This window comes from Rhodobacter viridis, assembly GCF_003217355.1.
In the GTDB taxonomy this organism is placed as follows: domain Bacteria; phylum Pseudomonadota; class Alphaproteobacteria; order Rhodobacterales; family Rhodobacteraceae; genus Rhodobacter; species Rhodobacter viridis.
Window position 1 is genome coordinate 194,513 of the sequence record NZ_QJTK01000006.1, and the last position, 14,540, is coordinate 209,052.

Genomic DNA, 14,540 nt, shown 5'->3' on the forward strand with positions numbered 1-14,540 from the left:
AAATAAGCGATGCCACCCCCGTCGTCAAGCGCCGATCTAGCCGCGCCGACGTCGACGCCCGCCGCCATCGCCCGAGCCGCCCGCGTTGAAGTTGACCTCGGGCAGCGTGACCACCGCGGTCAGTTCCGGGAACGGGTCGGTCGCATGCGGAATCGCATTGGCGGCGACGAAATGCTCCTGGAAGCGCGGCTCGATCGCGGTCTCGATCTTGATGATCCGCCGCACCTGCGCCTCGATCCCCCGCCGCGCCGCGACCGAGCAAAGCGCCATCCGCGCCCCGGTCCCGGCCGCGTTCCCGGCCGAGGTGACGGCCGCAAGCGGCACATCCGGGATCATCCCCAGAACCATCGCATGTTTCGGGCTGATATGGGCGCCAAAGGCCCCGGCCAGCACGACGCGGTCGACCTTGTCCACCCCCATCTCGTCCATCAGCAGTCGCGCCCCCGCATAAAGCGCGGATTTCGCAAGCTGAATCGCCCGGATATCGCCCTGGGTCACGGTGATGCGCGGCCCGCCCTCGGCGCTGGCGTCATGGATCACATATTCATGCGTCCGCCCCATCGGCACACAGCGCGCGGTGCCCACCTGCTCGGCCGAACCGATCAGCCCCGAGGGATCGACGATCCCGGCAAGGCGCATCTCGGCCACCGCCTCGATGATGCCCGAGCCGCAGATGCCGGTGATCGTCGGCGTGCCGAAGTCCGGATCGTCCGACCAATGCGCGTTGCCGATGATGCGGAAGCGCGGCTCCTTGGTCACCGGGTCGATCTCGATGCGTTCGATCGCGCCCGGCGCGGCCCGTTGGCCCGAAGAGATCTGCGCCCCCTCGAAGGCTGGGCCGGTGGGCGAAGAACAGGCGAGAACCCGGGTGCTGTTGCCCAGAAGGATCTCGGCATTGGTGCCGACATCGACGATGAGCGACAGATCCTCGCGCGTTTCGGGCGCTTCCGACAGCGCGACGGCGGCGCAATCGGCGCCGACATGGCCCGCGATCAGCGGCAGGAGATAGGCGCGCGCGCCGGCCGCAATGGGCGTCAGGCCGATCTCGGCGGCCGCGAGGTTCAGCGCATGACCGGTGGCGAGCGCAAAGGGCGCCTGCCCCAGTTCGACCGGATCGAGGCCCAGCAGCAGATGGTGCATCACCGGGTTGCAGACGATCACCGCCTCGACCACCGCGGCGGCGTCGATCCCGGCCTCGGTCGCCAGCGCCTCGGCCAGCGTCGCAAGGGCGCCGCGCACGGCGGTGGTCATCTCGGCCGCGCCGCCCGGGTTCATCATCGCGTAGCTGACGCGGCTCATCAGATCTTCGCCAAAGCGGATCTGCGGGTTCATCAGCCCCGAGGAGGCGAGCACCCGACCATCGTCCAGTGCCACCAGATGCCCGGCGATCGTGGTCGAGCCAAGGTCGATCGCAAGGCCGTAAAGCGGCGCCTCGCGGTAGCCGGGGAAAAGCGCAACGAGCCGCGGGGCGGTGCCGTCGCCCGCTTCCTGCACCGCGGCAGTGACCTGCCAATTGCCCTTGCGCAGCACCGGCTGAAGGCGCGCCATCACCGCAAGATCGGCCTGCAGGCCCTTGATCTGCCACTGGCTTTCCAAGGCCGCCGCGAGCCGCTCCAGATCGCCCGAAGGCTCGTGCATCGAGGGCTCGGCCACTTCGACGTAAAGCGGGCGGGTGGCGGGGTCCATCTCCATCACCCGCTCCGTCGCGGATTTCCGGATCACCTGCTTGTGCACCTGGCTTTCCGCGGGCACGTCGATCACCACATCGCCCATGACACAGGCCTGACAGCCCAGACGCCGGCCCTCCTTCAGGCCGCGGATGCGGTCGTAGCGCTCCTCGACCGCGTTGATCGGGCTCAGCGCATCGGCCCCGACGGTGACGCCGTGCTTGGGAAACTCGCCATAGCCGGGCGCGATCTGGCATTTCGAGCAGATCCCGCGCCCGCCGCAGACGGAATCGAGATCGACGCCCAAGGCGCGGGCTGCCGCCAGAACCGGCGTGCCCTTCGCCACCCGACCGCGTTTGCCCGAGGGCGTGAAAATCACCAGTGCATCGTCACTCATCGCGCTCTCCCTTGTCCGCACCCTGTTCTAGGGCAGCCACGACGGAAGGCAAAGCCCGGCTGCGACGGCAGGTCGCAGCTTTGCGGCATCGGAAGACCGGAACCGGCCGAACAGGGGGCAGCGCCCCCTTCGGGTCGCCCGCGACAGCGGGCGAAACGCGCCTCAGCGCGTCTGCCGCCGGGCCATGAAGGCGAGCCGCTCGAAAAGATGCACATCCTGCTCGTTCTTCAGAAGCGCGCCGTGAAGCTTCGGCAGCAGGTTCGCGGGATCGGCCTTCAGATCCTCGGGCGAAAGATCCTCGGCCAGAAGCAGCTTCAGCCAGTCGAGCACTTCCGAGGTCGAGGGCTTCTTCTTCAGACCCGGCGTCTCGCGAATCTCGTAAAACCGGGTCAGGGCGGCGGCCAGCAGCGCCTCCTTGATGCCCGGAAAATGCACCTGCACGATCGCCTTCAGCGTCTCGGCATCGGGGAAGCGGATGTAATGGAAGAAGCAGCGGCGCAAGAAGGCGTCGGGCAGTTCCTTTTCGTTGTTCGAGGTGATGATCACGATCGGCCGATGGCTCGCGCGGATCATTTCGCCGGTCTCGTAGACGTGGAACTCCATCCGGTCGAGTTCCTGCAGCAGGTCGTTCGGAAATTCGATATCGGCCTTGTCGATCTCGTCGATCAGCAGAACCACCTTGCCCGGCGCCTCGAAGGCCTGCCAGAGCTTGCCCTTGCGGATGTAATTCCTGACCTCGTTCACCCGCACATCGCCCAGCTGGCTGTCGCGCAAGCGGCTCACCGCGTCATATTCGTAAAGCCCCTGCTGCGCCTTCGTCGTCGATTTTACCGCCCATTCGAGCATCGGCAGCCCGAGCGCCGCCGAGACCTGCCGCGCAAGTTCGGTCTTGCCGGTGCCCGGCTCGCCCTTCACCAGAAGCGGCCGTTCGAGCCGCACGGCGGCATTGACCGCCACGATCAGATCGGGCGGCGCGACATAATCCTTGGTCGAGGTGAACTGCACGGGCATCTCCTTGCGGGCTTGGTCGAAACCCTAGCCGCGCCCCGAAATCGTCGCAAGCATCGTGCAAGCCACTGGCACGAAAGATGCCGCAGCCGCAAAGCGGGGCGTGACAACCCATGCGGGTTAGGGTAAGTGAGCGCGCAGCGGTGCCGGGGGGGCTACCCCGACACGACCGAGGGCCCGACAGTGAGTGAAGCGATGAAAGCCGAGACCTTCCTTCCCGACGATTACCGCCCGGCCGAAGACGAGCCTTTCATGAACGAAAGGCAGCTCGAATATTTCCGCCGCAAGCTCACGGCCTGGAAAAACGAACTGCTCGAACAGTCGCTCGAAACGCTCGAAGGCCTCGCCGAATCGGCGCGCAACGTGCCCGATCTGGCAGACCGCGCCAGCGAGGAAACCGACCGCGCGCTCGAGCTGCGCACCCGCGACCGGCAGCGCAAGCTGGTTTCGAAGATCGATGCCGCGCTGCGGCGGATCGAGAATGGCGAATATGGCTATTGCGAGATGACCGGCGAGCCGATCTCGCTCAAGCGGCTTGACGCCCGCCCGATCGCGACGATGACGCTGGAAGCGCAGGAAAAACACGAGCGCCGCGAGCGCGTGCACCGCGACGACTGACCTCTGCGGCGCCGCAAGCGCAAGGGGGGTGCGACGCGACGCCCCACCTCAAGGGGTTTGATTTCGCGCAAGGACATGGGACACCGGCACCAATAGGGGCCGGTGCTTTTATTTGGGAAGAGGTCTCCGGGTCGGACGGGGCCAATGGTCGGAAAGGGTCTGGTCGTGTTGATCGGTCGGAAGGTGACGGTGCTCGGTGCGGGGGTTGCCGGGCTGGCTGTGGCCCGGGCGCTGGCGCTTCGGGGCGCGCAGGTGACGGTGCTCGAGCAATCCGATGCGATCCGCGAAGTGGGCGCCGGGTTGCAGATCTCGCCCAATGGCGCGCGGGTGCTGCATGCGCTGGGTCTCGGCGATGCGCTCGCCGCGGCCGGGCCGAAGGCCGAGGCGATCGAGCTGCGCGAGGGCGAGACCGGCAAGCGGGTCACCCGGCTCGATCTGGCGAAGCTGCGTCCGGGCGAGGAATACCGGCTGGTGCACCGCGCCCGGCTGATCGAGCTTCTGGCCGAGGGCGCGCGCGCGGCGGGGGTCGAGATCAAGCTGCAGCAACGCGTGACCGAGGTCACGCTCGGGATGCATCCGCCGCGGCTGAAGATGATGAAGGGCGAGGAAATCGAGACCGGCCTGCTGATCGGCGCCGATGGCCTGCAATCGCGGGTACGGCGCGCGCTGAACGGCGAGGGGCGGCCCTTCTTCACCCATCAGGTTGCCTGGCGCACGCTGATCCCCTGCGACGACGCCGAGCCGAAGGTGGCGCAGGTCTTCATGGGCAACGGGCGCCATCTGGTCAGCTATCCGATCGGGCGGGGCTTGCGCAACATCGTGGCGGTCGAAGAACGCCAGCGCTGGACCGCCGAGGGCTGGTTCCACCGCGACGATCCGATGAGCCTTCTGGCCGCCTTCGAGGAGTTCTGCCCGCAGGTGCAGGAGTGGCTGGAAGCGGTGAAGGAGCCCTGGCTCTGGGGCCTTTTCCGCCACCGCGTGGCCCGGGTCTGGCAAGGCCGCGGCGCGGCGATCCTTGGCGATGCCGCCCATCCGACGCTGCCCTTCATGGCGCAGGGTGCGGTGATGGCGCTTGAAGATGCCTGGGTGCTGGCGGCCTGTCTTGCCGAGGCCGAGAATGAGGCCGCCGGGCTTGCCGCCTATCAATCCGCGCGCCGCGCGCGCTGCGAGGCGATCGTCGAGGCGGCGAATGAAAACGCCCGCAACTATCACCTGTCCGGTCCGGCGCGGGTGATCGGGCATCTGGCCTTGCGCACCGCCTCGGCGATTGCCCCCGGCAAGATCCTTGGTCGCTTCGATTGGGTCTATGGCCACGACGTGACCGCGCCCCGCCCCTGAGGCTCAGGCGTCCAGATCGATCCAGACCGGGACGTGATCCGAGGGCTTCTCGCCCGCGCGCACGTCCTTGTCGATGCCGGTGTCGCGCAGCAGATCGGCCGCCTGTGGCGACAGCAGCAGGTGGTCGATGCGGATGCCGTTGTTCTTTTGCCAGGCCCCGGCCTGATAATCCCAGAACGAATATTGCCCCGGCGCGGCGACGCGGGCGCGGAAGGCATCGGTGAGGCCAAGGTTCACGATCCGCCGGAAGGCCGCGCGGGTTTCGGGCAGGGCCAGCGCATCCTCGCGCCAGATCTCGGGTTTCGCCGCATCAAGATCGCTCGGGATCACGTTGTAATCGCCCGCAAAAACCAGAGGTTCCTCGGTCTTCAGCAGGGTTTCGACGCGGGCTTGCATCCGCGCCATCCAGGCCAGCTTGTAGTCGTATTTCGGCCCGGGCGCCGGGTTGCCGTTCGGCAGGTAAAGCCCGCAGACCCGCACCGCGCGGGTGCCGATCACCGTCGCCTCGATCCAGCGGGCCTGCTCGTCACTGTCGTCGCCGGGCAGACCGCGGATGATATCCTCGATCGGCAGGCGGCTGAGGATCGCGACGCCGTTGAAGCCCTTCTGCCCGTGGGTGTGGACGCTGTAGCCGGTGCCGTCGAGCACCTCATGCGGAAAGGCCTCGTCGGTCGACTTGATTTCCTGCAGCAGGACGACGTCGGGCTCGGCCGTCTTGAGCCACGCGGGCAAAGCCTCGGCCCGGGCCTTGATGCCGTTGATGTTGAACGTGGCGATCTTCATGGGCGTCTCCCTTTGAGGGAGTTGTAGGGGCCAGACCCTGAAGGTGCAACCATCGAGGCGTCCGGCCGGAAGCCGCCCGCCCCGCCAGCGCGGGACGAGCAGCGTTGCATGGCCTCAGCCGAGGTTCACCCAGACCGATTTCGTCTGGGTGTATTGCGACAGCGCCTCGAAGCACTTGTCGCGGCCGTTGCCGGTCTGCTTGAAGCCGCCCCAGAGCGAGGTCATGTCGCCATGATCGAAGCAGTTCACCCAGCACACGCCCGCTTCCATGTCGCGCCCGAAGGTATGCGCCTTGGTGATGTCGCGGGTCCAGATCGAGGCGGCGAGCCCATAGGGCGAGTCATTGGCGATCTCGAGCCCGTCTTCGAGCCCGTCGATCGGGATGATGGTGCCGACCGGGCCAAAGATTTCCTCGCGCGCGATGGTCATCGAATTGTTGACCCCGGTGAAGAGCGTGGGTTCGACATAGGCGCCGTTCGAGAGCGCCGCGGGCGTGCTGCCGCCCAGCGCCAGCGTCGCCCCCTCGGCGCAACCGGTGCGGATGTAGCCCAGCACGCGGGCCTGCTGTTCGGTGGTGACGAGCGGCCCCATCGTCGTCGACGGATCGAGCGGGTTGCCGACGACGAAGTTCTGTTTCGCGGTGGCGATGAACTTTTCGACAAAGGCGTCGTGCAGTTCCTTGGCCACAAGGATGCGCGAGCCCGCGTTGCAGACCTCGCCCTGGTTGCCGTAGATGCCGTTCACCGCATAGGTGGCGACGGTGTCGAGATCGTCCCAGTCGCCCAGAATGATCTGCGGGGTCTTGCCGCCGCATTCGGTGCTGACGCGCTTCATGTTCGACTGACCGGCGTAGATCATCAGAAGCTTGCCGACCTCGGTCGAGCCGGTGAAGGCGATCTTGTCGACATCCATATGCAGCGCGAGCGCCTTGCCCACTTCCTCGCCCAGACCCTGCACGACGTTCAGCACGCCGGGCGGGCCACCCGCCTCGATGAACAACTCGGCCAGAAGGCAGGCCGAGAGCGGCGATTGCTCGGCCGGTTTCAGCACCACCGAGTTGCCGGTGGCGAGCGCGGGGCCGATCTTCCACGCCGCCATCATCAGCGGATAGTTCCAGGGCGTGATGATGCCGACGACGCCCAAGGGCTGATTGAGGATGTAATGCAGCGCGCTCGTGGCCGTGGCCGTCACCTGTCCGTGGAACTTGTCGATCGATTCCCCGAAGAACTTGATCGTCGTGGCCGAGAAGGGCACGTCGATGTTCATCATGTCCATCACCGGCTTGCCCATGTCGAGGCTGTCGAGCACGGCGAATTCCTCGCCATGCGCCTCGATCAGCGCGGCGAATTTCTCCATCACCGCCATGCGGGCGCGCGGCTCCATCTTCGACCAGACACCCGAGCGGAAGACCTTGCGGCCGACGGACACGGCCTTGTCGATCTCAGTTTGACCGCCGCGGGCGACCTCGGCCAGCACGGCGCCATTGGCCGGGTTGATCGTCTGGAAGGTGCGGCCATCGGCCGAGGGCACATGGTCGCCGCCGATGAAGTGGCGGGTGCGCAGGTTCACCTTTTCGGCAAGGTCCTGCCAATAGGCCAAGGTATAATCGGTCATTTTTCTCTCCCTGTGGTTATTTGCGGTCGCGCAGCAGGCCGACCGAGAGGACGATGAGCAGAAGCGAGACCAGAACGATCATCGAGCCGATGGCGTTGATCTCGGGGGTGATGCCACGGCGCAGCGTGGAATAGATGTAGATGGGCAGGGTGATGTCGCGCCCGGTGAGGAAATAGGTCACCGGGATCTCGTCGAAGCTGAGGGTGAAGCTCAGCAGCCCCGCGCCAAGGATCGCCGGCCGGATCGAGGGCAGCGTGACGCGAAAGAAGGTCTCGACCGGCCCGGCGCCGAGATCGGCCGAGGCTTCCAGAAGCCGGTGATCGGTCTTCGCGAGCCGCGCCATCACTTGGCTCACCACCACTCCCAGAAGGGCTGTCGCGTGGCCGATCACCACGGCGGTCAGGCTTTGGGGAATGCCGATCTGCTTGTAGAAGTTGAGCATCGCGATCCCGGTCACAAGGCCCGGCAGACTGAGCGGCAGCAAGATTGCGTTGCGGAAAAGCCCCTTGCCCGGGAAGTCGTGCCGGTCGAGCACCAGCGCCGCCAGCGTGCCGATGGTGAGCGTCAGGCCGGTGGCGCAGACGGCCACGATCAGGCTGTTTTTCAGCGCCGTCAGCATCTGCGCATTGGCGAAGACCGCCTGATACCAGTGCCAGGTGAAGCCCGCGAGCGGGAAGGAGGTCACCTTGCTGTCGTTGAAGGAAAACACGATCAGCACGACGATCGGCAGGTAAAGGAAGGCCAGCACCCCGAAAACGAAACCGACCATCCCCTTTTGCCACCACAAAAGTTGTTTCATCGCCGCCCCCTATCGCAGATTGCGCGCCGAGGCGCGTTCGGCCCAGCCGGTGACCGCAAGGATCGCCAGCACCATGATCAGCACGAGCGTGGCGAGGGCCGAGCCGAGCGGCCAGTTCAGCGCCGCGCCAAATTGCGTTTGCAGCAGGTTCGCCACCATCGTCCCGTCCGGCCCGCCGACCAGCACCGGGGCGACGAAATCGCCAAAGCTCAGGCAGAAGGTCATCATCGCCCCGGCCACCACGCCGCCCAGCGACAAGGGCGCGATCACATGGCGGAACGTGCCCAAAGGCCCGATGCCAAGGTCTTCCGACGCCTCGATCAGCCCCTTGGGGATGTTTTCCAGCACCGCATAGATCGGCATCACCATGAAGGGCACGAAGATATAGGTGAGCGTGATCACCATCGCCGTCTGGTTATAAAGGAACGCATCAAGCGGCGCGTCGATCAGCCCAAGCGACATCAGCGCGGAATTGAGCGCCCCATCGGTGCCCAGAATGATCTTCCACGTATAGGCGCGCAGCAGGTAGCTGACCCAAAGCGGCACGATCACCGCCATGTAGACCAGATTGCGCAGCTTGTCGGAGCGGATGGTGAAGACGAGGAAATAGGCGAGCGGATAGCCCAGGATCAGCGCGCAGCCGGTGACCATCGCGGCGATCTTCAGCGTGCGCAGGATCACCGTCGTATATTGCGGGTCCGAAAACAGCTGCAGGTAGTTGCCGAACTGAAAATCGGGCACGAAAAGCGGGAATTGCCGGGTCCAGAAGCCCACGGCGATCATCAGGATATAGGGCACGATCAGAAGCAACAGCGCCCAGCCAAGCGGCAGCGAAAAGAGCCCCGCCGTCATCAGCATCGAGGAGGACGGGCGTCTCATGCGGCCACCTTGGGAAACAGCATCACATCCTCGGGCGCGACGGCAAAGCGGATCGGCTGGCCCGGCATCAGCGCATCGGCCGACAGCGACGAGCCGCGGGCAAGTTGCGCAAAGGCCGGTTGCGTCGCGCCATCGGGCAGGAATTCGAGCCTTATGCTGTCGCCGTGGAAGAGCGTGTCGACCACCCTGCCCTGCACCAGATTGTCGCCCACCGCCGGGCTCAGATGTTCGGGGCGGATGCCGATCAGAACCTCGCTGCCCGGGTGAAAACCATTCCCCGAGGCCTTGCGGCGCAGCTTCGCACCGCCCGGCAGGGTGATCACCTCGAACCCGGCCTCGCGGCCTTCGTACCGCGCCTCGATCAGGTTCGTCGCGCCGATGAAATCGGCGACATAGGGCGTTGCCGGGCGGTCATAAAGATCGTTCGGCGTGCCGATCTGGCGAATGCGCCCGGCCTCCATCACCACGATCCGGTTCGACAGCGCCAGAGCCTCGGTCTGATCATGCGTGACCATGAGGAAAGTGATGCCCAGTTCGCGGTGCAGCCGTTTCAGCTCCACCTGCATCACCTCGCGCAGTTTCACATCGAGCGCCGAGAGCGGTTCATCGAGCAGCAGCACCCGCGGCTTGCGAATGAGCGCGCGCGCCATCGCCACGCGCTGTTTCTGCCCGCCCGAGAGCGCGCCGGGACGCTTGCCGCCCATATGGCTCAGCCCGACCATTTCGAGCACCTCGCCCACCTGCCGGGGGATGTCGGAGCGCGCCACGGTCGAACCGCGCACGGTGAGGCCATAGGCGACGTTCTCCGCCACCGTCATATGCGGAAACAGCGCGTAATCCTGAAACACCGTGTTCACCGGGCGGCGATAGGGCGGATTGTGCGTCACATCCTGCCCGGCAATGCCGATCTTGCCGGTGGTGGGCAATTCAAACCCGCCGATCAGGCGCAGCGTCGTCGTCTTGCCGCAGCCCGAGGGGCCGAGCAGCGTGACGAATTCACCTTCGCCAATGGAAAAACTGGTTTCGTGCAGTGCCTTGAAACTGCCGAAGGATTTGGTGACGCCGTCGAGCGTCACGATCGGGCGTGAGGACATGGGCCAATCCTGTGCGATGCGGAAGGGGGCGACCCCGGGACTTGGCCGGGGCCGCAGATCAGGCGTTCAGGACGCTGCGGGGGTGCGGCTCAGGGCGCCGCCTTCACCGCGTTCCAGACCTCGAGATATTTGTCGAGCCGCACCGGCTGCTGCCACATCACGAGGCTTTTGACGAAGTCGATGTTGTCGACCTTGCGCTCTTCCTTCATCGCCGCGTCCATGCAGCTCGACACGGCGCCCGGGTTCACCGGGAAATAGCCGGTCGATTTGGCGATGCCGCACTGGCCTTCCGGCGATTGCATGTAGGACATGAACTTCACCGCGCATTCCTGGTTCGGCGTGCCTTTGACGAGCATCATCGAATCCATCCAGCCCTCGGCCTTTTCCTTCGGCGAGAACTCGGCCACGGTGAAGCCCTTGCCGAGCGCGTTCACATCCTTGCTGGTGAGCCCGGTCCAGGCGTTCGAGACCCAGACCTCGTTGTTCGCCATCAGATCCGTCAACTCGCCCGCGCTCGACCAATATTTGCGGATCAGCGGTTTTTGCTCGATCAGCTTGGCCTTGACCGCCTCCAGCTGCTCGTCGTTCAGATCGAAGATGTTCGGGAAGCCGAGATAGCGCGCCGTCCAGTAGATCGCCGATTTGTCGTCCCAGAGCGAGATCTTGCCCTTGTAGGCCGGGTCGAACAGCACGCCGATCGAATCCGGCGTGCCGGTGACCTTGTCGGGGCGATAGATCACCGAGACCGAGCCCCAGATCAGCGGCACGGCCCAGGTTTCGCCATCGACCACGATCTCGGGATGTTTCGAGAATTCGGGATAGACGCCGTCGCTGCCAGTCACCGCCGCGGTGTCGATCGGATCGACGAAGCCCGCGAGGCGCATCATGCCGACCGTGTCGAGCGAGGGGGTGATGACGTCATAGACGCCGCCGCCCGCGGCAAGCTTGGCCGCGAAATCGTCGTTCGAACCGACATAGGTGGCGCTGACGGTGCAGCCCGAGGCCTCCTCGAAGGGTTTGATGAAGGACGGGTCGGCATAGCCTTCCCAGGTGAGGATGTTCAGCTCGCCCGCCGTCGCCGCAAGCGGCAGGGTGGCAAGCGCGAACGCGGTCAGGGCCCGCGCAGTCCGTCTCCGAGTCATGGGGTTTCACTCCTTGTTGGTTGCGTGTCGCGTGACCTGTTCATCTTGCGGATCAGGGTCGCGACATCGATGCCGAGCGCCTTTGCGGCGCTTCGCTTGCTTCCGTGGTCGGCCACGGAATTTTCGATGGTCCGGATTTCATAGTCCCGGACCAGATCCTTGAGCGGCAGCCCCGCCAGCTCGGGCGCCAGTGCCGCCGCCGCGGCGGCCATCTCCTGCGCCGGGGGCAAATGCGCGGGTTCGGCCGTGGTCTCGGCCAGAAGTGCTGCGCGGCGCAACAGCGCGATCACTTCGCGGATGTTGCCGGGCAGTGCCCGGGCCGCCAGCGCCTTGACGAACCGCGCCGAAAGGGAAAGTGGCCGCGGCCGGGCGCGGTTGATCTCGGCGAGCCAGGCGTCGAGCAACGGCACCAGAAACGCGGGCTCATCGCGCAGGGGGGGCAGGGTCAGAGTCATGCCGCACAGCCGGAAATAAAGCGCCTCGGGCAGCGTGCCCGCGGTGCAAAGCGGCCAGAGCGGGCGGGTTGCGGTCGAGACGATCCGGGTACCACCGCTCTCAAGCACCGCATCCAGCGCCGCAAGCAGCCGCCCGGCGAGCGCGGGATTGAGCAGATCGACCGCCTCGAGAACGAGCGTGCCGCCCGCCGCGGCCTCGATCCGGCCGATGCGGCCGGGATCGGCAGTGCCCGTGCCGACGCCCGTGCCGAAAAGCTCGGCCTCGAAGGTCGCGGCATCGAGCGCGGCACAGGCGATCGTCACCACCGGCGCCCCCTGCCCGGCCAAAAGCCGGGTCAAGAGCGTGGTCTTGCCGGTGCCGCTTGCGCCCAGCAGATGCACCGCCAGCCCCTGCGCCAGCGCGCCCTCCAGCTGCTGCGCCAGCGCGTGGCGCGCCGGGCTGGTGACAAAGGGCGCCTGCGGGGTCAGATCGCGCGCAAGTCGGAACTGCCCGCGCGCGGGGCTCGCCACCGGATGCGCGCCAAGCTCGCGCAGCGTCAGAAGCGCGGCATAGGGGTCGTCGTCCTGCCGCAGGATCGAGAGTTGCGCGCTGACCGCCCGGCCCGAGGGCAGCGTGCCCGTGACTTCGGTCCGCCGCAGCCGGATCAGCCCCTCGGACAGATCGGCCGCCAGCCGCCCGGTGCCACGCAGATGCCGCGCCAGATCGGCGCCCAGAAGATCGGCCCGAGTGGCGCGCAAAAGCCGCTCCATCGGCGCATTCACCAGCCGGATCCGGCCGTCGAGTTCGACCAGCGCCGCAGCATCGGTCAAGCCGTTGAGAAAGCTCGGAAACCCCGGATCATCCATGAAGCCCGGACGACGCCGCCCCAGACCCGCCTGCGGCTCGCTGCGATAGAACCTCATGCCAGATCCCCCCCGGACAGGCGCCGACGCGCGGTCTTGCGACGGCCGCGCAGCACGTAGCGCGGCGGCCCCTCCGGCATCAGCGTGACACGGAAAAGCCAGGCCGCCCGCGGCTGATCGGGCTCGCGCAGCGCCAGTTCGGTTTCCTCTTCGCTGTCCTCGAGCGCCGCACTGCTCAGCCGTTCAAAAGCGTGACGCGTCGCGGCAAGGCTGTCGAAGGGCTCGCCCAGCAGCACCAGACCACCCAGTGCGCGGTCGGCGGCGGCATTCGTCGCCAGAATCGTCCCGGTTTCGGACAGAACAAAAATCGGATCCGGCACGGCGCCCAGAATGTCGCGCATCACCTCGGCCTCGGCACTGATCGCGCGCTCGCGCTCGCGGCTCGGCCCGATGTCGCGCGTCGTGCCCCAGAGCCGGATCAGCTGATCGTCGCGGATCAGGGCGCGGAAATCGTTTTCCACCAGCATCGGCGTGCCGTCGTGACGCTGGTCGATCGCCTGCGCGCCATCCAGCCGATAGCCCGTGCGCACCAGATCGCGGATCATCGCGCGGTTGACCGGGGTTTCGGGGAAATAGCGGCTGACCGGCTGGGTGTTGAAATCCTGATCCGCGGGCACGGCATAAAGCGCCGCCATCGCATCGTTGCAGGCCCGCCAGCGCGAGCGGTTGCGAAACACCTGATCGACGATCTCGTCCTCGGAGCAGCGCAGATCGACCGGGTCGAGAAAATCGATGCACCAGCAGGCGTCGCGGGCCGCATCGATCATCTGCGCCAGGATCTCGAGGCGGTCGAGCTGATCGGCCGAGACCGTGGGCACCGCCTCGGCCAGCTGCATCACGAACAGCCACAGCCCGCCCTCGGCCCGGCGCGCGCAGTGCAGGACGGCGGGAAGCTCCTCGCCCTCCTTGCTGCCCAGCACCCAGACCGGAAAGGCCCGCGGCTCCCAATCGGCCCCCGCAAGCAGCGCGTCGAGCCGGTCGGCGCTGACCTCGGTGAACAGATCGGCAATCCGGGCCTCTGCCGCCATGCCCCGCTCGGCCAGCCATGCCGCGGCCGGCCGATTGGCCGCCAGCGCGGTGCCGGGTGCGGAAAGTTCCAGCACCGGCATCGGCAGATCGGCAAAGGCGGAAGGAAACTGGGTCATGGCACCGTCGGTCAGGGTTTATTTACCCTGAGGATGCGGCGTCCCGCCGCACCGGCAATCGAAATTCCGCGACATCCCCAGGTTTTCGAAATTACGCTGCGTTATTGCGCATTTTTCGCTGCGCCATTGCAGCTACTCGGAGGAAAACGTCGGGATCAGGCTCGAAATTCCGGCAAACACTGCGCCCAAGCAGGCATCGCCCCGCCGCTGCAGCGCAGGAACAGCACGAGGCGTGAAAGCTGCAACGCAGCGCTTTCGGAGCAGATTCGTCTGAAACGGCGCAGTCTTGCGTCACAGATGCTGCAGCCCGGTGGCACATCACGCCCCCCGCGACGCGCGGAGGGCGCCCTTGGGGCGGGTTCAACGCCATTTCGGCGCGAATGCCCGCCGCGATGGCTTTACAGCATCAGATCGGCCAGCACGGGCGCCCCCGAGCCGGTGGCAAAGTGAAGGACGAGGTCCGCGACCCCATCGCCGTCGACATCGCCCGACAGCACGGCCGAGCCATCCGCCGCCAGCTCCAGACGCAGCTCCCCCGCCTGTCCGGTGAACGCGGCGGCGTCGATGAAGACGAAGCCCTGATCCCCGGCAAGCGTCGTGTCGGCATCGATCGCCGCCAGATCGATGTGGTCGCTGCCCGAGGTGAAATCGGTGATCTGATCCGCCTGCAGCGCGGTGCTGTCGGAGGCTGTCAGAAA

General features: G+C 66.4%; 13 protein-coding genes. 2 read left to right on the plus strand and 11 right to left on the minus strand.

Annotated features, from left to right (window positions below; translation table 11 throughout):
* Window positions 1-36 precede the first annotated feature (36 nt).
* Both C8J30_RS10135 and C8J30_RS10140 read right to left on the minus strand, forming a co-directional pair.
* Window positions 37-2,064, minus strand: coding sequence for an ASKHA domain-containing protein (locus C8J30_RS10135; protein ID WP_110805728.1), 2,028 nt, complete (start codon window positions 2,062-2,064; stop codon window positions 37-39).
* Window positions 2,065-2,226: 162 nt separating this feature from the next.
* On the minus strand, window positions 2,227-3,069 hold the full coding sequence (locus tag C8J30_RS10140; RefSeq protein WP_110805751.1) for an AAA family ATPase: 843 nt from the start codon (window positions 3,067-3,069) through the stop codon (window positions 2,227-2,229).
* 198 nt (window positions 3,070-3,267) lie between these two features.
* On the opposite strand from C8J30_RS10140, the gene dksA reads away from it, so the two are divergent.
* Both dksA and C8J30_RS10150 read left to right on the plus strand, forming a co-directional pair.
* Complete coding sequence (gene dksA / locus C8J30_RS10145; protein ID WP_110805729.1) at window positions 3,268-3,690, plus strand: RNA polymerase-binding protein DksA; 423 nt, start codon at window positions 3,268-3,270, stop codon at window positions 3,688-3,690.
* 144 nt (window positions 3,691-3,834) lie between these two features.
* Window positions 3,835-5,028, plus strand: coding sequence for an FAD-dependent monooxygenase (locus tag C8J30_RS10150; RefSeq protein WP_181420842.1), 1,194 nt, complete (start codon window positions 3,835-3,837; stop codon window positions 5,026-5,028).
* 3 nt (window positions 5,029-5,031) lie between these two features.
* On the opposite strand, the gene xth is transcribed toward C8J30_RS10150, so the two are convergent.
* From xth to C8J30_RS10195, 9 genes are all read right to left on the minus strand, one after another.
* A complete protein-coding gene (gene xth / locus C8J30_RS10155; protein ID WP_110805730.1) occupies window positions 5,032-5,811 on the minus strand; it encodes an exodeoxyribonuclease III in 780 nt (259 codons plus the stop codon).
* Between the two features lie 114 nt (window positions 5,812-5,925).
* Entirely contained in the window at window positions 5,926-7,425 is a 1,500-nt protein-coding gene (locus C8J30_RS10160; protein ID WP_110805731.1) for an aldehyde dehydrogenase, read from the minus strand.
* Window positions 7,426-7,441: 16 nt separating this feature from the next.
* Window positions 7,442-8,224 (minus strand): ABC transporter permease, encoded by a 783-nt coding sequence (locus C8J30_RS10165; protein ID WP_110805732.1) that lies wholly within the window; start codon window positions 8,222-8,224, stop codon window positions 7,442-7,444.
* A gap of 9 nt (window positions 8,225-8,233) precedes the next feature.
* Complete coding sequence (locus tag C8J30_RS10170; protein ID WP_110805733.1) at window positions 8,234-9,103, minus strand: ABC transporter permease; 870 nt, start codon at window positions 9,101-9,103, stop codon at window positions 8,234-8,236.
* Window positions 9,100-10,197 (minus strand): ABC transporter ATP-binding protein, encoded by a 1,098-nt coding sequence (locus C8J30_RS10175; protein ID WP_110805734.1) that lies wholly within the window; start codon window positions 10,195-10,197, stop codon window positions 9,100-9,102. Before C8J30_RS10175 ends, C8J30_RS10170 begins: the two co-directional genes overlap by 4 nt.
* 89 nt (window positions 10,198-10,286) lie before the next feature.
* The gene (locus C8J30_RS10180; RefSeq protein ID WP_110805735.1) at window positions 10,287-11,339 is read right to left on the minus strand and encodes an ABC transporter substrate-binding protein; all 1,053 of its coding nucleotides are present in this window, start codon (window positions 11,337-11,339) and stop codon (window positions 10,287-10,289) included.
* The gene (locus tag C8J30_RS10185; protein WP_110805736.1) at window positions 11,336-12,697 is read right to left on the minus strand and encodes a sigma 54-interacting transcriptional regulator; all 1,362 of its coding nucleotides are present in this window, start codon (window positions 12,695-12,697) and stop codon (window positions 11,336-11,338) included. The genes C8J30_RS10180 and C8J30_RS10185 overlap by 4 nt, the downstream gene beginning before the upstream one ends.
* Window positions 12,694-13,842, minus strand: a complete 1,149-nt coding sequence (locus C8J30_RS10190; protein WP_110805737.1) for a PAS domain-containing protein — start codon at window positions 13,840-13,842, stop codon at window positions 12,694-12,696. The genes C8J30_RS10185 and C8J30_RS10190 overlap by 4 nt, the downstream gene beginning before the upstream one ends.
* Window positions 13,843-14,240: 398 nt before the next feature.
* The coding region (locus C8J30_RS10195) for a M10 family metallopeptidase C-terminal domain-containing protein (RefSeq protein WP_181420843.1) at window positions 14,241-14,540 on the minus strand (300 nt) is incomplete at its 5' end.

Bases quoted from the DNA above. Each gene is read 5' to 3' on its own strand.
- C8J30_RS10135 (WP_110805728.1), bottom strand. From the start codon at position 2,064: ATGAGTGACGATGCACTGGTGATTTTCACGCCCTCGGGCAAACGCGGT.
- dksA (WP_110805729.1), top strand. From the start codon at position 3,268: ATGAAAGCCGAGACCTTCCTTCCCGACGATTACCGCCCGGCCGAAGAC.
- C8J30_RS10150 (WP_181420842.1), top strand. From the start codon at position 3,835: ATGGTCGGAAAGGGTCTGGTCGTGTTGATCGGTCGGAAGGTGACGGTG.
- xth (WP_110805730.1), bottom strand. From the start codon at position 5,811: ATGAAGATCGCCACGTTCAACATCAACGGCATCAAGGCCCGGGCCGAG.
- C8J30_RS10160 (WP_110805731.1), bottom strand. From the start codon at position 7,425: ATGACCGATTATACCTTGGCCTATTGGCAGGACCTTGCCGAAAAGGTG.
- C8J30_RS10165 (WP_110805732.1), bottom strand. From the start codon at position 8,224: ATGAAACAACTTTTGTGGTGGCAAAAGGGGATGGTCGGTTTCGTTTTC.
- C8J30_RS10170 (WP_110805733.1), bottom strand. From the start codon at position 9,103: ATGAGACGCCCGTCCTCCTCGATGCTGATGACGGCGGGGCTCTTTTCG.
- C8J30_RS10175 (WP_110805734.1), bottom strand. From the start codon at position 10,197: ATGTCCTCACGCCCGATCGTGACGCTCGACGGCGTCACCAAATCCTTC.
- C8J30_RS10180 (WP_110805735.1), bottom strand. From the start codon at position 11,339: ATGACTCGGAGACGGACTGCGCGGGCCCTGACCGCGTTCGCGCTTGCC.
- C8J30_RS10185 (WP_110805736.1), bottom strand. From the start codon at position 12,697: ATGAGGTTCTATCGCAGCGAGCCGCAGGCGGGTCTGGGGCGGCGTCGT.
- C8J30_RS10190 (WP_110805737.1), bottom strand. From the start codon at position 13,842: ATGACCCAGTTTCCTTCCGCCTTTGCCGATCTGCCGATGCCGGTGCTG.